17 protein-coding genes are annotated in these 18,978 nt (G+C 75.1%); 9 read left to right on the forward strand and 8 right to left on the reverse strand.

The genetic code is table 11. The features are described from left to right. Positions 1 to 479: 479 nt before the first annotated feature. The 3 genes from ACFVNO_RS14060 to ACFVNO_RS14070 all read right to left on the reverse strand — a co-directional run bounded on the left by ACFVNO_RS14060 (position 480) and on the right by ACFVNO_RS14070 (position 3,344). Positions 480 to 1,487 (reverse strand): phosphotransferase family protein, encoded by a 1,008-nt coding sequence (locus tag ACFVNO_RS14060; protein ID WP_378892506.1) that lies wholly within the window; start codon positions 1,485 to 1,487, stop codon positions 480 to 482. Then, on the reverse strand, positions 1,484 to 2,671 hold the full coding sequence (locus ACFVNO_RS14065) for an acyl-CoA dehydrogenase family protein (RefSeq protein ID WP_378892509.1): 1,188 nt from the start codon (positions 2,669 to 2,671) through the stop codon (positions 1,484 to 1,486). Before ACFVNO_RS14065 ends, ACFVNO_RS14060 begins: the two co-directional genes overlap by 4 nt. Positions 2,672 to 2,747: 76 nt before the next feature. Further along, a complete protein-coding gene (locus ACFVNO_RS14070; RefSeq protein WP_220560799.1) occupies positions 2,748 to 3,344 on the reverse strand; it encodes a TetR/AcrR family transcriptional regulator in 597 nt (198 codons plus the stop codon). 178 nt (positions 3,345 to 3,522) lie between these two features. Here ACFVNO_RS14070 and ACFVNO_RS14075 point away from each other — a divergent pair, with 178 nt between their 5' ends. Continuing rightward, on the forward strand, positions 3,523 to 5,154 hold the full coding sequence (locus ACFVNO_RS14075) for a class I adenylate-forming enzyme family protein (protein WP_378892513.1): 1,632 nt from the start codon (positions 3,523 to 3,525) through the stop codon (positions 5,152 to 5,154). Further along, positions 5,151 to 6,452 (forward strand): MFS transporter, encoded by a 1,302-nt coding sequence (locus ACFVNO_RS14080; RefSeq protein WP_255646536.1) that lies wholly within the window; start codon positions 5,151 to 5,153, stop codon positions 6,450 to 6,452. The genes ACFVNO_RS14075 and ACFVNO_RS14080 overlap by 4 nt, the downstream gene beginning before the upstream one ends. A gap of 52 nt (positions 6,453 to 6,504) precedes the next feature. Here the strand turns inward: ACFVNO_RS14080 and ACFVNO_RS14085 are convergent, their stop codons facing one another. Beyond that, the gene (locus ACFVNO_RS14085) at positions 6,505 to 7,734 is read right to left on the reverse strand and encodes a PucR family transcriptional regulator (protein ID WP_378892518.1); all 1,230 of its coding nucleotides are present in this window, start codon (positions 7,732 to 7,734) and stop codon (positions 6,505 to 6,507) included. 92 nt (positions 7,735 to 7,826) lie between these two features. Here ACFVNO_RS14085 and ACFVNO_RS14090 point away from each other — a divergent pair, with 92 nt between their 5' ends. Then, positions 7,827 to 9,329, forward strand: a complete 1,503-nt coding sequence (locus tag ACFVNO_RS14090; protein WP_355261795.1) for an NAD(P)/FAD-dependent oxidoreductase — start codon at positions 7,827 to 7,829, stop codon at positions 9,327 to 9,329. Further along, positions 9,326 to 10,222 (forward strand): alpha/beta fold hydrolase, encoded by an 897-nt coding sequence (locus ACFVNO_RS14095; RefSeq protein ID WP_378892522.1) that lies wholly within the window; start codon positions 9,326 to 9,328, stop codon positions 10,220 to 10,222. The genes ACFVNO_RS14090 and ACFVNO_RS14095 overlap by 4 nt, the downstream gene beginning before the upstream one ends. A 42-nt stretch (positions 10,223 to 10,264) precedes the next feature. Here ACFVNO_RS14095 and aztD read toward each other — a convergent pair whose 3' ends face one another. The 4 genes from aztD to aztB form a co-directional block, all read right to left on the reverse strand. Next, positions 10,265 to 11,452, reverse strand: coding sequence for a zinc metallochaperone AztD (aztD, locus tag ACFVNO_RS14100; protein WP_355261789.1), 1,188 nt, complete (start codon positions 11,450 to 11,452; stop codon positions 10,265 to 10,267). 79 nt (positions 11,453 to 11,531) lie between these two features. Next, positions 11,532 to 12,464 (reverse strand): zinc ABC transporter substrate-binding protein AztC, encoded by a 933-nt coding sequence (gene aztC, locus ACFVNO_RS14105; protein WP_355261786.1) that lies wholly within the window; start codon positions 12,462 to 12,464, stop codon positions 11,532 to 11,534. Positions 12,465 to 12,468: 4 nt separating this feature from the next. Then, positions 12,469 to 13,668, reverse strand: coding sequence for an ABC transporter (locus ACFVNO_RS14110; protein ID WP_355261784.1), 1,200 nt, complete (start codon positions 13,666 to 13,668; stop codon positions 12,469 to 12,471). Next, entirely contained in the window at positions 13,665 to 14,549 is an 885-nt protein-coding gene (aztB, locus tag ACFVNO_RS14115) for a zinc ABC transporter permease AztB (RefSeq protein WP_355261781.1), read from the reverse strand. The genes ACFVNO_RS14110 and aztB overlap by 4 nt, the downstream gene beginning before the upstream one ends. Before the next feature lie 51 nt (positions 14,550 to 14,600). On the opposite strand from aztB, the gene aztA reads away from it, so the two are divergent. From aztA to ACFVNO_RS14140, 5 genes are all read left to right on the forward strand, one after another. Next, complete coding sequence (gene aztA, locus ACFVNO_RS14120; RefSeq protein ID WP_355261778.1) at positions 14,601 to 15,284, forward strand: zinc ABC transporter ATP-binding protein AztA; 684 nt, start codon at positions 14,601 to 14,603, stop codon at positions 15,282 to 15,284. A gap of 154 nt (positions 15,285 to 15,438) precedes the next feature. Beyond that, the gene (locus ACFVNO_RS14125) at positions 15,439 to 15,747 is read left to right on the forward strand and encodes a threonine dehydratase (protein ID WP_355261775.1); all 309 of its coding nucleotides are present in this window, start codon (positions 15,439 to 15,441) and stop codon (positions 15,745 to 15,747) included. A 247-nt stretch (positions 15,748 to 15,994) separates the two neighbouring features. Beyond that, positions 15,995 to 17,101, forward strand: coding sequence for a FecCD family ABC transporter permease (locus ACFVNO_RS14130; RefSeq protein WP_378892530.1), 1,107 nt, complete (start codon positions 15,995 to 15,997; stop codon positions 17,099 to 17,101). After that, positions 17,098 to 17,898, forward strand: coding sequence for an ABC transporter ATP-binding protein (locus ACFVNO_RS14135; RefSeq protein ID WP_378892533.1), 801 nt, complete (start codon positions 17,098 to 17,100; stop codon positions 17,896 to 17,898). The genes ACFVNO_RS14130 and ACFVNO_RS14135 overlap by 4 nt, the downstream gene beginning before the upstream one ends. Further along, positions 17,895 to 18,938, forward strand: coding sequence for an ABC transporter substrate-binding protein (locus ACFVNO_RS14140; protein WP_378892536.1), 1,044 nt, complete (start codon positions 17,895 to 17,897; stop codon positions 18,936 to 18,938). The genes ACFVNO_RS14135 and ACFVNO_RS14140 overlap by 4 nt, the downstream gene beginning before the upstream one ends. Positions 18,939 to 18,978: the final 40 nt, after the last annotated feature.

Below are 18,978 nucleotides of genomic sequence, written 5' to 3' on the forward strand. Positions count from 1 at the left end.
CGCCCGCGGGAAATCCCGGTGATCGGTGCGGTCCGGATCCGCGGGGGAATCGGCCCGGGCGCGAACGCCACGCCCGCCTGTCCGCCGCGCCCGCGTGACCGTCGGGCCTGCCTGTCCGCCGAGCCCGCGTGTTCCCCGAACCTGACTGTCCGCTGTGCCCGGGTGTCCGCCGTGGCAGAGTGACGGTCGTGCCGGACCGTCCGTCGCGCCTGCCTGTCTGCCGTGCTCGCCTGTCTGCCGCGCCCGCGTGACTGCCGCACCCGTCTGTCCGCCGGGGGAGAGGGCCCGCAGCCCGGGCCGGGAGCGGGCCCGGTCGTGCGAGGAACCGGGGAAGCCCGGGGCGGCCCGGGTGCCGGGGAGCGCGGCGTCCCGTCCGCCAGGGAGGCGCTGTGCCTGAAATGCCGGAAATCTACCCCGTAAAGGTGGCGGTTCCCCTCACCCGCCCGGGACCCGGTGCCGCCCCGAACCCCGCCCCCGCCTCACACCCCGTGCCGCTCCGCGGCCAGCACCCGCAGGCCCGCCGCCGCGTACGGGGCGACGGCCTCGCCCGCCCGGTCGCGGCCCGCGCCCGTGGCGCCCTGGCGGGCGCGGTACTCGATGCCCTGGGCGATGACCGCCAGCTTCAGGTGGGCCAGGCCCAGGTGGAACGCCCAGTGCTCCAGGTCCCGGCCCGAGGCGTCGGCGTACATCTGCGCCAGCGCGTCGGCGTCGGGCAGGCGCTCGCTGTTCCACGCCGCGGGCTCGCCCAGGACCAGGTCCAGCCCCGGCGTCCGGTACACGCACATCATCGCCGCGTCCGCCAGGGGGTCGCCCAGGGTGGACAGCTCCCAGTCCACCACCGCCCGCACCCGGGAGGGGTCGCCGTGGTCGAGCATGACGTTGTCGATGCGGTAGTCGCCGTGCACGACCGCGTGCGCGGAGGAGTCCGGGACCGACTCCGACAGCAGCCCGTGCAGCCGGTCCAGGTCGGGCAGGTCCCCGGTGCGGACCCGCCGCCACTGGCGGCCCCACAGGTCCACCTGGCGGCGCAGGTACCCGTCCGGCCGCCCGGCCAGGCCGGTGGCCCGGTGGTCGACGGCGTGCAGCGCGGCCAGCACCCGCACCAGGGCGTGCGCGCAGCCGGCGACCGTGCGGTCGTCCCAGTCCGCCAGCTGGTCGCGGGTGCGCACCACCCGCGCGTCCACGTACTCCACCAGGGAGAACGGCGCGCCCAGGACCCGCGGGTCCTCGCACAGGGCCACGGCCCCGGCCACCGGGACGCCGGTGTCCCGCAGGGCGGCCACGGTCCGGTACTCGCGCCCCATGTCGTGGGCCGAGGGGGTCAGCCCGGCCGTCGGCGGGCGGCGCAGCACCCAGCGGGGGCCGCCCGCGTCGTCGATCCGGTAGGTCAGGTTGGACTTGCCGCCGGAGAGCGGGACGGCCCGCAGCGGGCCGGGGACGCCCAGGAAGGAGGCCAGGGCGGCGGTGTCCAGGGCCGGAGCGGTCACCGGGCCCGGGCCCCCTTCACGACGCGGGCGGCGATCGACCAGCGGTGCACCTCGGAGGGCCCGTCGTAGATCCGGAAGGGCCGCACCTCCCGCAGCAGCCGGGCCAGCGGCAGGTCCTCGCTGACGCCCAGGCCGCCGCAGAGCTGGACCGCCCGGTCGACCACCCGGTGGATCGCCTCGGCGGCGAACGTCTTGGCGACGGAGGTGGAGGTGCGCGCGTCGGCCCCGGTGTCCAGCTCCCAGCAGGCCCGGACCAGCAGGGCGCGGGTGGCGGCCAGGTCGATCTCGTTGTCGGCGATGAGCTGCCGGGCCAGGCCCAGGTCGCCCAGGCGGGAGCCGAACAGCTCGCGCTCGGCGGCCCGGGCGGCGGCGATGTCCTGGGCGCGCTGGGCGCTGCCGAGCCAGCGCATCACGTGGGTCATCCGGGCCGGCCCCAGGCGCACCTGCGCGTTGTGGAAGCCCTGGTCGACCTCGCCCAGGACGTTCTCGTCGGGGACGAACAGGCCGTCGAAGGCGACCTCGCAGTGGCCGCCGAGCATGGAGGTGTCCATGGTGCGCACGTGGCGTCCCACGGTGAGCCCGGGCGCGTCGGCGGGGGAGAGGAACATGGTGGCGCCGCCGCGGTCGCCGGGGGAGCCGGAGGTGCGGGCCATGATGATGAGGAACCCGGCGCCGTCGGCCCCGGTGATGAAGGTCTTGCGGCCGTCGACGCGCCAGCCGCCGGGGACGCGGGTGGCGGTGGTGGCCAGGGCGGAGGGGTCGGCGCCCGCGCCGGGGGCGGGTTCGGTCATGGCGAACGCGGAGCGGACCCGGCCGCGGCAGAGCGGCTCCAGGAAGCGCTCGCGCTGGTCGGGGGTGGCGACGTGGTCCAGCAGGTGGACGTTGCCCTCGTCGGGGGCGGCGATGTTGAGGGCCAGGGGGCCGAACACGGAGTGCCCGGCGGCCTCGAACACGGGGGCGCGGTCGCGCATGTCGAGGCCGTGGCCGCCGTACTCGCGGGGGACGTGCGGGGCGAAGACCCCGGCGGCGCGGGCCCGTTCCTGCATCCGTTCGCGCAGGGCCTCGCCGCCGCGGGCGATGTCGCCCCCGTGCTCCTCCTCCAGGGGGAGGATCTCGTCGCGGACGAAGGCCAGGGTGGCCCGGGTGAGGTCGGCCGCGGCGGGGGTGGGCTGAAGGTCGATCACGTGGAGCCTCCCTTACCACCGAGCGATCGCTCGGTCGGTGTTGGTGGGCACAGCGTGGCACGGCCCCGCGGCGGTGTCAACGCGCGCCGACGGTGGCCCGGCACAGGGTCAGGTAGTGGTCCACGACCTCGTCGGGGGAGAGCTCCCCGTCGGGGCGGTACCAGGAGGCGACGGCGACGCACATGGTGGTCACGGCGCGGCCGGCGTCCTTGGGGTAGGGGGTGGTGAACACTCCTTCCCGCGCCCCGTCGCGCACGGCGTCGTCGACCATGCGCTGCTGCTCGTCGCGCAGTGCGATGTAGGCCTCGCGTACGTCGGGGTCCATGCCGCGGATCTCGGTGGAGGCGACGAACGCCTGGTCGCGGCGGTGCATGTGGAAGCGCAGCAGGCACTCGACGAGGTTGTCGAACCGGAGCCCGGGGTCGTCCCCGGCCTCGGCGGCCGCCCGGCGGGTGTGGTCGAGGAGCTCGCGCATCACCGTCATCACCAGGCCCTCCAGGAGCGCCTGCTTGGAGGGGTAGTGGTGGTACAGGCCGGGCACGGACAGCCCGGCCCGCTCGGCGATCCGCCGGATGGTGGTCCCGTGGTACCCCTGCTCGACGAAGCAGTGCAGGGCCGCCGCCAGGGGGGCGGACAGCCGCTGCTCGCCGAACGAACGCCAGGACTCCGTCAACGTGTCCCTCGCTTCCTCGTGGTCCGTCGGCAGCACGTTATCGGTGCCGCGGACGGGATGGGCGGGCGCCGCGGGGGTGTTGACAGCGCCGGTGTGATCCACAACACTACAGGCGACCGAGCGATCGTTCGGTCGGTACCCCGGACGTCGACGTTCCCGCAGAGAGAAGGGCCGCGACATGCCATCCGACCTCCCCCGGACCCCCGACACCCTCCCCGGGGCCTGGCGTCGCCGTGTCGAGGCCTCGCCCGACGCCCCGGCCATCGCCTACTTCGACCGGGTGCTCACCGCACGCGAGGCCGACGACCTCTCGGACGCCATCGCCTCCGCCCTCGCCGAGCGCGGGGTCGGCCGCGGCGACCGCGTGGGCGTGCGCCTCCAGAACATCCCGCAGTACGCGCTCGTCCTGCTCGCCCTGTGGAAGCTCGGCGCCGCGGCGCTGCCCGTCAACCCCATGTACCGGGGCGGGGAGCTGCGGCGCCTGGTCGACGACGCCGCGCCGGTCGGGATCGTGTGCGCCGACACCGACCACCCCGGGGTGCGCGAGGCGCTGGCCGGGAGCGCCGTGCGCTGGGTGCTGGGCACCAGCGACCGCGACCTCCAGGGGCGCGACGACCCGCGGGTGCTGACGGCGGAGCGGGCCGCGCCCCCGCCCGACGGCGACCTCATGGAGCTGGCCCGCGCGCACGCCGGGCGGCGGCCGCCCGCGACCGGGGTCGGCCCCGGCGACGTCGCCCTGCTCACCTACACCTCCGGCACCACCGGGCCGCCCAAGGGCGCGATGAACACCCACGCCAACGTCCTGGCGGTGACCTCCACCTTCGGCCGCCACGTGGACCTGCGCCCCGGCGACGCCGTGCTGGCCCTGGCGCCCCTGTTCCACATCACCGGCGCGGTCATCAACGCCGCCCTGGCGCTGGTGCACGACACCCTGCTGGTCTTCGCCCACCGCTTCCGGGCCGACGTCGTCCTGGAGGCGCTGGCCGAGCACCGCGTCACCTTCACCATCGGGTCGATCACCGCGTTCAACGCCCTGTACGACCACCCCGAGGCCCGGCCCGCGCACTTCCGCAGCGTGCGGGCCCTCTACTCCGGGGGCGCGCCCATCCCGCCCTCCACCGTCGAGCGCTTCCGGGAGCGGTTCGGGGTGTACATCCACAACGCCTACGGCATGACCGAGACCAGCTCGGGCGTCATCGCGGTCCCGCTCGGCCGCGAGGCCCCGGTGGACCCGGTCGGCGGGTCGCTGTCCATCGGCCGCCCGCTGCCCGGCGTCACCGCGCGCGCCGTGGACTCCGGCGGGAACCCGGTCCCGCCGGGGGAGCAGGGCGAGCTGGAGATCTCGGGCCCGTCCGTGGTCCCCGGCTACCGGGACCGGCCCGAGGAGACCGCCGCCGCCTTCCCCGGCGGGCGGCTGCGCACCGGCGACGTCGCCGTCATCGACGGGGACGGGTGGGTGTACCTGGTGGACCGGCTCAAGGACCAGATCAACGTGTCCGGCTACAAGGTCTGGCCGCGCGAGGTCGAGGACGTCCTGCACCGCCACCCCGCCGTGTTCGAGGCCGCCGTCGTCGGCCGCCCCGACCCCTACCGGGGCGAGTCCGTCGTCGCCTACGTCTCCCTCGCCTCCGGGGCGCGGGCGACCGGCGAGGAGCTGGCCGGATTCGCCCGCGAGCACCTGGCCGCCTACAAGCGGCCGCGCGAGGTCCACATCGTCGAGACCCTGCCCAAGACGCCCACCGGCAAGATCCGCCGGCGGGCGCTGCGGGACACCCCCGTTCCCACCACCCCCTCAGGAGGCGGCGCATGAGCGTCACCGTCCCGGCGCCCGGCGCCGCGTCCCTGCGTTCGAAGAAGAAGTCCCTGCTGGCCAGCACGGTCGGCAACGTCCTGGAGTGGTACGAGTGGAGTGCCTACGCGGTCTTCGCGCCGTTCATCGCGGTCGTCATGTTCGACCAGGGCGACCCGCTGTCGGCGCTGCTGTCCACCCTGGCGGTGTTCGCCGTCGGGTTCCTCATGCGGCCGCTGGGCGGCATCGTGTTCGGGCGGATCGCCGACCGGCGCGGGCGCAAGTTCGTGCTGGTCACGACCATGCTCATGATGGCGGTGGGCAGCCTGGTCATCGGCCTGATGCCCACCTACGCCACGATCGGGGCGTGGGCGTCCCTGGTGCTGCTGGCCGCCCGGGTGCTCCAGGGGTTCGCGCACGGCGGTGAGTCGGCCACCGCCTACTCCTACGTGGGCGAGATCGCCCCGCCGCACCGGCGCGGCATGTGGGGCAGCGTCGCGTTCATCGCGATCTTCGGCGGGTCGGTCATCGCCTACACCCTGGGCGGCGTGCTCACCTCGGCGCTGTCGGAGTCGGCGGTCGGGGAGTGGGGCTGGCGGGTGCCGTTCCTGCTGGGCGCGCTGCTGGCGCTGGTCGCGCTGTACCTGCGGCGGGACATGGACGAGAGCGACGTCTTCGAGGCGGACCGGGACCGGGGCGGGGACACGGGTCCGGCCCCCGAGCGCATGTCGCGGGCGGGCCTGGTGCGCGCCGTCCTGGTGATGATCGCCATGGTCTCGGGCATCACCGCCGCCCACTACACGTGGACCTCCTACGTCTCCACCTACGCCATCACCCAGCAGGGCATGGACCCGGGCACCGCCTACTGGATGTCGGTGGCCGCGCAGGTGATCGCGCTGGTGTCGCTGCCGTTCTGGGGGCTGCTGTCGGACCGGGTCGGGCGTCGGCCGATGCTGCTGTTCTTCGCGGTGCTGATGTTCGCCCTCCAGTACCCGCTCACCCGGATGATCACCGACCAGGGGTGGACGCTGCTGGTGGCGACCTCGGTGGCGCTGCTGGTGGTGTCGGCCCCGGCGGCGATCCTCTCGGCGATCCTGTCGGAGAGCTTCCCGACCCGGGTGCGCACGCAGGGGATCGGGTTCGCGTACTCGCTGTCGGTGGCGGTGTTCGGCGGGACGGCGCCCTACCTCAACCAGCTGTTCGGGAACCTGGGCGCGGGCTGGGTGTTCGGCGTGTACATCATGGCGCTGTGCGCGCTGACCGGCCTGTCGTGCCTGTTCATCCGGGAGACCAGGGGCATGGAGCTCACGCGGGAGTGAGAACCGGCGCCCCGCGGGCCCGCCCCCGGCCGGGGGCGGGCCCCGCGCCGTGTCAGGGGGCCCGCCAGCGCAGCAGCTCCAGGGCGGCGGCCACGTCCACGGGGTTCTCGGCCAGAGGGCGCGGCAGCAGCTCGTCGGCGCGGGCCAGGCGGCGCACCACCGTGTTGCGGTGGGTGTAGCAGAGCTCGGCGGTGCGGGTGGTGCTGCCCAGGGCGCGCACGTAGGCCAGGACGGTCTCGCGCAGGACCGGGTCGGCCGCGGCCAGGCCGCCGAGGGTGTCCTCCAGGAACTCCCCGAGCTGGGGCGAGGCGTCGGAGAGCAGGGCGGCGAGCCGGATGTCGCCGTAGCGCACGCAGCGCCGGGCGGGAGAGGCGGCGAGCATCCGCTGGGCTGTGGCCGCGTCGAAGTGGCTGCGGCGGAACCCGTCCACGCCGGTGCCGGGGCGCCCCACCGCGACGCGGGCGTCCGGGTGGGCGGCCAGCGCCCGCTCCAGCTCCTCCTGCGGCGGGGCGGCGGCGACCGGGAGCCACACCCACAGGGCGGTGGCCCCGGCGATGACGGTCAGCCGGTGCGCGGCCCCCGCGGCGCGGGCCACGTCCTCGGCGGCCGCCTCCAGCCGGTCGCTCGCGTCGCCCCACAGGACCGCGGCGGTGTGCGGGCCCGACAGGGTGTGGCGCAGCCGCTGCTCGGCGCGGGCCCGCCCGATCGGCGCCCCCTCCAGCAGCAGGGTGACGGCGGCACGGCGCTCGGCGTGGCTGCCCTGGGTGAGCGCGGCGCGTTCGGCGCGCATGCGCTCGGACAGGGCGCTGATGGTGTCGTCGACGAAGGTGTTGATGGACAGCGAGGACACGTCCAGCAGCTCGCGCAGTTCGGCCGGGTCCCCGGTCAGCCCGAAGCAGATGTCCATCCAGCGGCGCCAGGCGGTGTTCTGCCCGTTGCGGAAGGAGTCCAGCGCGCCCTCGTCCAGGCCGCGCCGGACCAGGTCGCGGGAGGCCTCGAGGAGTTCGGGGCGCAGGTCGACGGGGACCCTCTCGCCGGGGCGGGCCAGGTTGGCGGCGACCCAGTGCCGCAGGTTGGCCAGGTTGGCGCCGCGAATCTGCGCGGCCAGCACCGGGTCCTCGGCGACCGGCCGCATCCGCTCCCCGCTCAGGGAGGCGGAGTGCAGCTGCTCCACCCAGTCCCCGGGCGGGTCCAGCGCGAGCTCGGCCCCGCGCCGGAACAGCTGCGCGACGCGGGGCGAGGGGAGCGGCCAGGAGGGGGCCGCAGTAGCGTTGTGCACCACGCGGACCAGGATCACGGTGCGCGGTGCGCTGGCACAACATGGCCCGGATCACACAGGGTGGTAGAGGCGCGCCGAACGGAGGAGAGCGGTACATGGCCGGTGGGCGGACAGAGGTGGAGCACCTGGACGTGCTCGTCGTCGGGGCGGGCATCTCCGGGATCGGGGCCGCGCGGTACCTGAAGGAGCACCACCCCGGCAAGCGGTTCGCGGTCCTGGAGGCCCGGGCGGCCTCCGGGGGGACCTGGGACCTGTTCCGGTACCCGGGCATCCGCTCGGACTCGGACCTGCACACCTTCGGCTACGAGTTCAAGCCGTGGCGGGACCACCAGGCCATCGCCGACGCCGACCGCATCCTGGCGTACCTGCGGGAGACCGTCGAGGAGAACGGCCTGGGGCCGCACATCCGGTACCACCACCGGATGCTGGGCGCGGAGTGGTCGAGCGAGCGGGCGCGGTGGCTGGTGGAGGTCGAGCGCACCGACACCGGTGAGCGGCTGCGGCTGAGCACCGGATGGCTGTTCAGCGCCTCCGGCTACTACCGCTACGACGAGGGCTTCACCCCGCGCTTCGAGGGCCGCGAGCGGTTCGCCGGCACGGTCGTGCACCCCCAGCACTGGCCGCGGGACCTGGACTACGCGGGCAGGAGGGTCGCGGTGATCGGCAGCGGGGCCACCGCGGTCACGCTGGTCCCGGCGATGGCGCGCGAGGCCGGGCACGTCACCATGGTGCAGCGCACGCCCACGTACATCATGCCGGTGCCGCGCGGGGACGCCCTGGCCGACCGGCTGCGCAGGGTCTTCGGGGACGAGCGGGGCCACCGGATGGCCCGGCGCAAGAACATCTGGAAGGGCGCCCTGGTCTGGGGGTTCTGCCGGCGCTTCCCCAAGACGGCGCGCAGGCTCATCCGCCGGGTGACGGTCGCCCAGCTGCCCGCCGGGTACCCGGTGGACGAGCACTTCTCCCCGCCCTACGACCCCTGGGACCAGCGGTTGTGCGCGGCGCCCGACGGCGACTTCTTCCGGGCGATCCGCTCGGGCCGGGCGTCGGTGGTGACCGACCGGATCGCCTCCTTCACCGAGAAGGGGTTGCTGCTGGAGTCGGGGCGGGAGGTGGAGGCCGACATCGTCGTCACCGCCACCGGCCTGAACCTCCAGGCGTTCGGCGGTGTGGAGCTGGCGGTGGACGGCGCGCCGGTGCACCTGCCCGACACGGTCGCCTACAAGGGGATGATGCTGTCGGGGGTGCCCAACCTGGCGTTCGCGATCGGGTACACCAACGCGTCCTGGACGCTCAAGGTCGGCCTGCTGTGCGAGCACTTCTGCCGCCTGCTGGAGCACATGGACGCCCGCGGGTACGACATCTGCGTGCCCGAGCCCTCGGATCCGGGGATGCCCACGCGCCCGCTGCTGGACTTCGCGGCCGGGTACGTGCGGCGGTCGGTGGCGGAGCTGCCCCGCCAGGGCGACCGCGCCCCGTGGCTGACCTCCACGGGCTACACCGCGGACGTGGCGCTGCTGCGGGCGGACCGGGTGGCCGACCCCGAACTGCGCTTCGCTAGGGCGGCGGCGCCGGTGCGGACGGAGGCGTCGGCGTGAGGGGGGAGGACCGGTTCGCCGACCTGTCGGACGGCACGCGGATCTGCTACCGCGTCCAGGGGCCGCCGGAGGGGGTCCCGGTGCTGCTCATCGCGGGCCTGGGGCTGGACCTGACCTCGTGGCCCGGGCGGATGGTCGACGGGCTCCTGGACCGGGGCGCGCGGGTGGTCGCCTTCGACAACCGGGACGCGGGCCGCTCCACGCGGGTGCCGACGCCGTCGCCGTCCCCGCTGCACAGCGTGCTGGGCCGGCCGCGCCCGGACTCCTACGACCTGGGCGCCATGGCCGCGGACACCGTGGGCCTGCTGGACCACCTGGGCATCGAACGCGCCCACCTGGTGGGGATGTCGATGGGCGGCATGATCGGGCAGACCCTCGCGGCCCGCCACCCCGACCGGGCGGCGTCGCTCACGTCGGTCTTCTCCACCACGGGGGAGCGGCGGGTGGGCCGGGTGGCGTGGTCGAGCCTGGCCCGCATGGGCGGGCGCCCGGCGCGCACGGTCGAGGAGTCCGTGCGCAAGCACCTGGCGTTCCTGCGGCACATCGGGTCGGCGGTCTTCCCGCCGGACATCGACGAGGAGGTCGCCTGGGCGCGGGGCCTGTGGGAGCGGGCCGGGGGAGTGCGGGCCCGCAGCGGGGTGCCGCGGCAGATCGGGGCCATCCACGCCTCGGGGGACCGGACCCGGGAGCTGGCGCGGATCGGCGCCCCCACGCTCGTGGTGCACGGGGACGTGGACCTCATGGTGCACCCCAGCGGCGGGCGGGCCACCGCGCGGGCCGTGCCCGGGGCCAGGTTCGTGGAGATCGCGGGGATGGCCCACCACCTGGCCCCGGGGGTGGTGGACCGGCTGGTGGACCTGGTCGGGGACCACACGGCCCGCGCCGGGGGCTGAGCCCGGGGGCCGGCGCGCGCCGTGCGCACCGGCCCCGGCGGGTCAGGGGGCGACGCCGCTCAGCTCGTTGGGGGTCTCCTCCAGGGTGGTCGACGCGGTGACCTCGCCGGTCTCCAGGTCCAGGGCGTGAACCTGGCGGGTGGCGGTGTCGGTCACGTAGGCGGTGCCGCCGCGGACGAAGAGGGCCGGGCGCGGCTGCTGCCACTCCAGCGGCTCCTCCCAGGCGTCCATCAGCTCGATGGAGTCGGTGAGCTCGGCGGTCTCGGGGTCGATGACGTGCAGGGAGCCGTCGGTGCCCAGGACCAGGGCCTCGTCCCCGGGGCCGCGGCCCAGGGAGCGGAAGGTGTAGCTGGAGGGCAGCTCGACCAGGGTGAGCGAGGCGTCGGAGGTGTCGATCAGGGAGACCTGCTCGGGGCGCTCCAGTTCGGCGTCCGGGTCGGTCTTGTAGTCGCCCAGGACGATGGGCGAGGTGTCGGATCCGGCCTGGTTGCCGATGCGGCCGTAGTCGTGCTCGGCGTCGACCTTGGTGAACCCGTCGTCGTCGTAGACCAGGACGCCGTCCTCGCAGCCGATGACGATGGTGTCGCCCTCGGCGGCGGCCTCGCCGTGGACGCCGGGGCAGTCCTCGCTGCGGGCGATCTCCTCGCCGTCGGCGTCCAGGACGAGGGCGCCGGTGCGCTCCTCCTCGGTGCCGATGGTGAGCAGGAGTTCGCCGTTCTCCCGTTCGACGGCCACCCCGTGGTGGGCCTCCTCGGCGGTGTGGGTCTCCGCGTCCTCGGGGATCCCGTCGCCCAGGGCGTCGGAGTCGAAGGCGGTGATCTCGCCGCTGCCGTCGGCGAACAGCACGGTGCGCCCGGCGTGGCGGACGACGTGGCCGGGGGTGTCGGCCGCGAACACGGTGTCGGTCAGCTCGCCGGCGGCGGCGTCCAGGACCTGGAAGCCCTCGGAGGTGGAGACGAACACGTGGCGGTCGTCCCCGGCGGGGTTGAGCCGGTTGAAGCCCTCGATCCCGATGTCCCGGGCGACCTCCAGGGTGTCGCCGTCCAGGACGTAGATGCCGCCGTCGTAGGTGACCGCGATCGGGTTCGCGATGGCGGCCTCGGCGGGGGAGGCGTCCGTGGAGGCCTGTTCGGCCCCGCCGTCCTGACCGGCCGAGCAGGCGCTCAGCAGCAGTCCGGCGGAGAGGGCGACGGGCAGGGCCGCCCGTGCCGCGGTGCGGGGTGATCTCATGGTGTTCCGATCCTTGTGTCGTTCTCTTGCGGGGACGGGTGTTCTCCGGGGCGCGGGGCGCCGCGGGCGGGGGCGGGGGTCAGGGCGCGGTGAGGCCGTCGACGATGGCCTCGGTGTTGGCGCGCATCATGTCCAGGTAGGTGGGCGCTCCGCCGTCCGGGCCGGTCAGCGATTCGGAGTAGAGCGGGATGACGTCGATCTCCACGCCGGCCTGCTCGGCCATGACCGTGGCCAGCCGGTCGGGCTGGGAGGAGTCGGCGAACACCGCCCGCACGCCGGCGGCCTCGACCGCTTCGGCGAGGGACTGCAGGTCCGAGGCGCTGGGAGAGGCCAGGGTGGTGCCGGAGGGGATGACCGCGCCGATGACCTCGAAGCCGTAGCGGTCGGCGAGGTAGCCGAAGACGTGGTGGTTGGTCACCAGCCGGCGCTCCTCCCGGGGGATCGCGTCGAACTCGGCGGTCATCCACTCGTCCAGTTCGGCCAGCTCCCCGCCGTAGGCCTCGGCGTTGGCGCGGACCGCCTCGGCGTCGACGCCGTCGACCCGCTCCACGACCTGTTCGGCGATGAGGTCCACGGCGGCGGCGACCCGCGCGGGGTCGGTCCAGAAGTGGGGGTCGGGCTCGCCCTCGTTCTCATCGGAGGTGTAGGGCAGCGGGTCGACGGCCTCGCCCACCGCCAGGACGGGGACGCCCGCCTCCTCGGCGGCGGCCACGTTGCGGGCCACGCCCTCCTCCAGGCCCAGGCCGTTGTGCACCACCAGGGCGGCGCCCTCGATGCGCGCGGCCTCCTGGGCGGAGACCCCGAAGGAGTGGGGGTCGGCGTCGGGCTTCATCAGGACGGTCACCTCGGCCTGGTCGCCGACCACCGCGCGGGTGAGGTCGCCGAGGATGTTGGTGGTGACCACGATCCCCTCGCCGGGGCCGTCGCCGGCGGAGCAGGAGGAGAGGCCGAGGGCGGCGGCCAGGGCCAGGGCGAGCGCCGCGGTGCGCGGCCGGGTGCGAGGGCTGCTCATCGGTTCACCGTCCGGTCTCGACCATGTGGTGGGGCGCGACCTCGGTCTCGAAGGTGCGTGCCACGCGCAGGTCGTCGTTGTAGTCGATCTCGTGGACCCGTCCGGCGTGCGCGTCGTTGACGTAGGCCCGGGAGGTGTCCACCTGGAGGGCCGGGGGGTGCTCGGCGTCGACCCGCTCCAAGAGGTCGGTGCGGGCCCGTTCCTCGCCGGTGGCGGGGTCCAGGGCGTGCAGGGCCCCGTCCTCGGTGAGGGCGAGCACGGAGGCGCCCTCGCCGACCGCCGTCGCCGTGACGACGCCGGGCAGCTCCCAGTGGTCCCAGCGCCGTTCGGCGAGGTCGAGCACGAGGACGGTGTCCGGGGCGGGGACCGCCGCCAGGGCCGCGGCCCCGGGCCGGTGGTGGAACCCGGTGACGGCGGCCCCGGCCGGCAGGCCGTCGGGGTAGGGGAGGGGCTCGGCGGTGAGGGCGCCGTCGTCCTCGGTGACCGCGAGCGCGCCGTCCGCGCAGCCCAGGACGAGGCCGCGGCGGGTGACGGCCCAGGCCCCGGGGTCGGCGCACTCCTCGCCCAGGGTCTCCAGGGGTCCGCCGTCGCGGTCCAGGACCTGTACGGGGCCGTCCTCGGCCACGATCAGCCGCCCGGCGTAGGGGAGGGTCAGGCCGGCCGCCCGCGGGTCGGCGGCGGCAGCGGCGGCGGTCCCGTCCTCCAGGGAGGGCCGGTCCAGCAGCGCGAGCGTTCCGTCGGCGCCGTTCAGGGCGGTGAGGGCGGTGTCGGTCGCCGCGCTGGCGGCGGCGACGCCGGCGGTCCCGGCCGTGCGGATCTCCGCCCGGTAGTAGTGGGAGTGGTCGCCGTGGTCGACGGTCCACACGCCGCTGTCGACGACGGAGGTCGTCCGTTCATCGGATGACGACAGGTACGCGAACCGTCCGTCGCCGGTGATCCCGTCGACGGGGCCGACGGGGTCCAGCAGGGTGGACTCCTCGGTGATCAGGTCCAGGACCTGGATCCGGCCCTCGTCGTCGGCCAGGACCAGGCGCGACTGGGGCTCGGCGGCCTCCTCGGCCCCCTCGACGTAGCCGTGCGGGGTCGGCTCGGCGTCCGCGGGCGGCTCCTCCTGCGGCGCGGGGCCGCATCCGGCGAGCAGCGCGGCGGCGAGCAGCCCGGCGCCCGACGCCGGGAGCCGGCCTCTGCGGTGGGTGCGGATCATGACGCGTTCGACCTTTCGTCCGTGTGCAGGGGTGCGGGGGGATCGTCGTCGGGGGGAGTGGGGCCGCCGCCGGGCCGGAGCCGGGACAGGGCGGCCGAGCAGAAGAAGAGGGCCACGGCGGTGGCCGAGATGCTGGCCCCGGCCGCGGTGCCCCAGTGCCAGGACACGAGCAGGCCGACGAAGGTGGCGGTGCAGCCCAGTACGGCGGCGCCGGCCATGATCGCGGGGATGCTCCTGGCCCAGAGCGCGGCCGCGGCCGGAGGGGCGATGAGCAGGCCGAAGACGAGCAGGGTGCCGACCACGTGGAACGAGGCGACCACCGCCAGGGTGATGAGGCCGAGCATGGCGGCGTGCGCGGCCCGGGGGGCCAGGCCCAGGGTCGTCGCCTTGCGCGGGTCGAAGGCCAGGGCGGTGAAGGAGCGGTGGCCCAGGACCGCGACGGGGAGGGCCGCCAGCAGGGCCAGGGCGAGCAGGACCAGGTCCTGCTCCCGTACGGCGAGGACGTCGCCGAACAGGAAGCCGGTGAGGTCGACGGCGAAGGACCCCGAGTGGGAGACGATGATCACCCCCGCCGAGAGCATGCCGACGAAGAGCAGGCCGATGCTCGTGTCCTGGGACAGGCGCGGCGAGCGGTTCAGCGCGGTGACCCCCAGCGCCATCCCGGCCGCGGCCACGGCCGCGCCGACGAACAGGTTGCCGCCCAGCAGCGCGGCCAGGGCGACCCCGGGGAGCATTCCGTGGGACATGGCGTCCCCCAGGAAGGCCATCCCGCGCAGCACCACCCAGGTTCCGGCCAGTGCGCAGATGAGGGACACGAGGACGCCTCCCCACAGCGCACGCTGCACGAAGACCACCTCGAAGGGGGCGAATAGGGCTTCCATGCCGGGCACTCTATAATGAAAACCGTTTTCACTACCAAATCGGAGGTGGGCATGACCTCGGACGGGGCCGGTACGGCAGGGGCGCCGGCGGTCGAACTGGCGGACGTGTACGCGGGCCACGGCGGCCGCGACGTCCTGCGCGGCGTCACCCTGGCGATTCCCGCGGGGACGGTGACCGCCCTGGTGGGGGCCAACGGCTCGGGCAAGTCCACGCTGCTGTCCGTCATGGCCGGGGTCCTGGCCCCGCGGGCGGGGAGTGTGAGCCTGGGCACGCCGCGCCGCCCCGCCCTCGTGGTGCAGCGCAGCGCGGTCTCCGACGCGCTGCCCATCACGGTGCGGGAGACCGTGGAGATGGGCAGGTGGGGGCTGCGGGGGCCGTGGCGCAGGCTGACCCGCCGGGACCGGGAGGAGGTCGGGGCGTGCATGGAGCGGCTGGGGGTCGCCGACCTGGCCCGGCGGCAGCTGGGCGAGCTGTCCGGCGGACAGCGCCAGCGGGTCCTGCTGGCCCAGGGGCTGGCCCAGGAGGCGGACCTGCTCCTGCTCGACGAGCCCGCGACCGGCCTGGACGCGGACTCCCGCGCCCGGATCGGGGAGGTGCTGGAGCAGGAGCGCGCCCGAGGGGTCACCGTCGTGCACGCCACTCACTCCGAACGCGAGGCCGCGCGCGCCGACCTCGTCCTGCGGATGCGGGGCGGGCTGCCCCGGGAGGCCGGCGGGGCGCTCGCCGAAAGGTGAGGCGCGGGTCAAGCTTTCGCCGGTCCGCCGCCACCGAGGTTCCCCGCGGGGGTGTTCTCTGATCGACTGGTCCCTGTGCGGCCGGTCCGCCGCGCGGCCGCGGAGCGGTGCGGCGGCGGGCCGGCGCGGGACCGACCGAGCCCCTGGGGGAGCGATGGCGACGCGACACCTCGTACACGAGGACCACACCCACGAGCACGGTGCCTCCTGCGGGCACGTGGCGGTGCCCCACCAGGGGCACGTGGACTACGTGCACGACGGGCACCTGCACCACGGCCACGAGGGCCATTGGGACGAGTGCGCGCACGAGGGGCACGCCGTCCACGAGGACCACGACCACCGGCACGGGGAGGGGTGCGGGCACGTGGCGGTGCCCCACCAAGGACACGTGGACTACGTGCACGACGGGCACCTGCACCGCGAGCACGACGGCCACTGGGACGAGCACTCCACCGGTTCCTGACCGGCGCGGGACGGGCGGGGCCACGGGGGCGGAACGGGTGTTCCGCCCCCTTTCGCGTGCTCCGGGCGCGGGGCCCCGGGGCGACCGAGGGGCCGGAGTGGCGGGCGATGGATCCGTCCCGTTTCGCGGAGGTCTATACTCATGAAACGAAAACCGTTTTCATTGTCCGTGTGGCCGGTGTGCGCCCCCTCCCGGCCGGACGCGCCCCCGCACCGCCCCCACGGCCCCGGAGAGGAACCCCCGACCCATGAGCACGCGCAGCCCGCACCACGCCGGGCTCCCCGCGCCACCGCCCCCGGCCGCCCGGCCCGGACGGCGGCGGCGCGGCCTCCCCGCCGCGCTCCTCCTGGCGGCCGCCCTCGTGGCCGTGATCCTGGCCTCGGCCGCCACCGGGGCGGTCGACCTGACCCCGCTGGACGCCGCCCGGCTGCTGCTGGGGCACCTCGTCCCGGGCATGCCCTGGATGACCGACGGCACCTACACCGTGCTCCAGGACCAGGCGGTGTGGGGCTTCCGGCTCCCCCGGGCCCTGCTCGCCGCCCTGGCCGGGGCCTCCCTGGCCCTGGCGGGCGCGCTCATGCAGGCCGTCGTGCACAACCCGCTCGCCGAGCCGTACGTCCTGGGCGTCTCCTCCGGGGCGGGCGTCGGCGCGGTCCTGGTCGTCGTGGGCGGGGCCGTCGGCGGCCTGTCGCTCTCGACGGCGGCCTTCGCCGGGGCCGCCGCGGCCACCGCCGCCGTCTACTTCATCGCCCGCAGGCACGGCCGCGTCGCCCCGCAGCGGCTCATCCTCGCCGGGGTCGCGCTCGGCGCCCTGTTCAGCGCCGTCACCAGCTACCTCACACTGACCACCGAGGCGCAGAACGTCTTCAGCGTCATGTTCTTCCTGCTCGGCTCGGTGTCGGCCGCCACCATGGGGTCCCTGCTCGCGCCCGCCCTGGCGCTGCTCGTCGCGCTCGTCGTCGTCGGCGCCAACGTGCGCGGGATCAACGCCCTGCTCGCGGGCGACGAGGCCGCCACCTCCCTGGGCGTCTCCGTGGACCGGCTGCGCACCGTCCTGCTGCTGGTCTCCGCCCTCCTGGTGGGCGCCGTCGTCTCGGTGAGCGGCAGCATCGGCTTCGTCGGCCTGATCATCCCCCACATCGCGCGCATCCTCGTGGGCACCGACCACCGGGTCATGCTCCCGGTGAGCGTGCTCGGCGGCGCCGTCTTCCTGGCCGCCGCCGACCTGATGGCCCGCACCGTCGCCGCACCGGTGGAGGTCCCCCTGGGCATCCTCACCGCCGTGGTCGGCGCCCCCTTCTTCCTGTGGCTGCTGCGGCGCGACCGCGCCTCGACCGTGGGGATGGACCGGTGAGGGTCGTACTGGAGGGGGTCTCCGTGGCGCGGGGGAGCCGCACCGTGGTCCACGACGTCTCCGTCGAGGCGGCCCCCGGATCGGTCCTGGGCGTCCTGGGCACCAACGGCAGCGGCAAGTCCACGCTGCTGCGCACCGTGTGCCGGGTGCTGCGCCCCAGCACCGGGCGCGTCCTGCTCGACGGCGACGACGTGCGCGACCTGCGGCCGCGCGAGGTCGCCCGCCGCGTCGCCGTGGTCGCCCAGGACTCCCACGAGGACTTCGGGATCACCGCGCTGGAGTCCGTCCTGCTGGGGCGCACCCCCCACCACCGCGGGTTCTCCCCCGACACGGACCGGGACCTGGAGATCGCCCGGGAGGCGATGGACCGGGTCGGCGTGCTCGGACTGGCCGGCCGCCAGGTCGCGGAACTGTCCGGGGGAGAGCGCCAGCGGGTCCTGCTGGCCCGGGCGATCACCCAGCAGGCCCGGGTGCTCGTCCTGGACGAGCCCACCAACCACCTGGACACCGCCCACCGGCTCGAACTCATGGACCTCATCGGCGAACTCGGGCTGACCACCCTCATCGCCCTGCACGACCTCGACCTGGCCCTGGCCCACTGCGACCGGGTCGCCCTGCTCGTCGAGGGCCGCCTGGACAGGGCCGGCACCCCCGCCGAGGTCCTCACCCCCGACGTCCTGCGCGACCGCTTCCGCGTCGACGCCGACATCGTCCACGGCCCCCGGCGGCCGCACCTGCTCCTGCACGGCGTGGCCCGCCCCGCCGCCCCCGACACCCTCACGGAAGGAACCGTATGAACCGGCAGCACACGACCCGGCGGCACGCACCCCGGGGGCGCCGCCCCCTCGCCGCGCTCGCCCTCCTCACGGGCGCCGCCCTGGCCCTGAGCGCCTGCGGGACCTCGGTGGAGCCCGAGCCCGCGGCCGGGGAGGAGGCCGGCCGGGGGTACCCCGTCACCGTCGAGAACTGCGGCAGGGAGCTGACGTTCCAGTCCGCGCCCGCGAGCGTCGTCGGCCTGAGCCCCTCCCAGACCGAGCTCCTCGTCGAACTCGGGCTGGCGGACCGCCTCGTCGGCCAGGCCCAGGTCGCCCACCACGAGCTCGACGAGGACATCACGGCGCAGCTCACCGACGTGCCCGTGCTCAGCGAGGAGGCCCCGCCCGCCCGGGAGGACCTGCTCGGCGCGGCCCCCGACTTCGTCTACTCGCCCACGGACTACGAGTTCACCGCCGAGCAGGGCTTCGCCAGCATCGAACAGCTCGCCGGCGCCGGGGCCGAGGCCTACACCGCCACCGGCGGCTGCTCCGACCGCCGGGCCGCCGGCACGGTCGACGACCTGTTCACCGACATCGCCGACCTCGGCCTGATCTTCTCCGTCACCGAGCGGGCCGAGGAGCTCTCCGAGCAGGGGCGCGCACGCCTGGAGGAGGTCGCCGACACCGTCGAGGGGGCCGAGCGGCCGAGCGTCGCCCAGCTCTACGTCGAGGGGACGACCCTCTCCGCGATCGGCGGCGGCGTGGAGTACGACATCATCGACCGCGCCGGCGGCGACAACGTCTTCGAGCGCGACGAACCCGCCTTCGCCGAGTTCTTCGCCGCCGTCGTCACCCCGGAGGAGATCACCTCGCGCGACCCCGAGGTCATCGTGTTCTCCGTCAACGACGCCGAGCACGAGGCCGCCACCCGCGCGTACCTGGCCGAGACCTTCCCCGACGTGTCGGCCGTCGCCCGGGACCGGCTCGTCGCGGTGCCGAACTCGGACCTGTTCCCCGGGACCCTGGGCAACATCGACGCGGTCGAGCGGATCGCCGCCGAACTGCACCCCGACCTGTTCTGACCGGTCCCGTCCGCCACCGCCCCCTACCGCAGACGAAAGG

The sequence above is a fragment of the Nocardiopsis sp. NPDC057823 genome, assembly GCF_042797335.1.
GTDB lineage: Bacteria > Actinomycetota > Actinomycetes > Streptosporangiales > Streptosporangiaceae > Nocardiopsis > Nocardiopsis changdeensis.

What these genes read in the sequence shown, in the direction of transcription:
- ACFVNO_RS14075 (WP_378892513.1), top strand. Translation starts at nt 3,523, where the DNA reads ATGCCATCCGACCTCCCCCGGACCCCCGACACCCTCCCCGGGGCCTGG.
- ACFVNO_RS14080 (WP_255646536.1), top strand. Translation starts at nt 5,151, where the DNA reads ATGAGCGTCACCGTCCCGGCGCCCGGCGCCGCGTCCCTGCGTTCGAAG.
- ACFVNO_RS14090 (WP_355261795.1), top strand. Translation starts at nt 7,827, where the DNA reads ATGGCCGGTGGGCGGACAGAGGTGGAGCACCTGGACGTGCTCGTCGTC.
- aztD (WP_355261789.1), bottom strand. Translation starts at nt 11,452, where the DNA reads ATGAGATCACCCCGCACCGCGGCACGGGCGGCCCTGCCCGTCGCCCTC.
- aztC (WP_355261786.1), bottom strand. Translation starts at nt 12,464, where the DNA reads ATGAGCAGCCCTCGCACCCGGCCGCGCACCGCGGCGCTCGCCCTGGCC.
- ACFVNO_RS14110 (WP_355261784.1), bottom strand. Translation starts at nt 13,668, where the DNA reads ATGATCCGCACCCACCGCAGAGGCCGGCTCCCGGCGTCGGGCGCCGGG.
- aztB (WP_355261781.1), bottom strand. Translation starts at nt 14,549, where the DNA reads ATGGAAGCCCTATTCGCCCCCTTCGAGGTGGTCTTCGTGCAGCGTGCG.
- aztA (WP_355261778.1), top strand. Translation starts at nt 14,601, where the DNA reads ATGACCTCGGACGGGGCCGGTACGGCAGGGGCGCCGGCGGTCGAACTG.
- ACFVNO_RS14125 (WP_355261775.1), top strand. Translation starts at nt 15,439, where the DNA reads ATGGCGACGCGACACCTCGTACACGAGGACCACACCCACGAGCACGGT.
- ACFVNO_RS14130 (WP_378892530.1), top strand. Translation starts at nt 15,995, where the DNA reads ATGAGCACGCGCAGCCCGCACCACGCCGGGCTCCCCGCGCCACCGCCC.
- ACFVNO_RS14140 (WP_378892536.1), top strand. Translation starts at nt 17,895, where the DNA reads ATGAACCGGCAGCACACGACCCGGCGGCACGCACCCCGGGGGCGCCGC.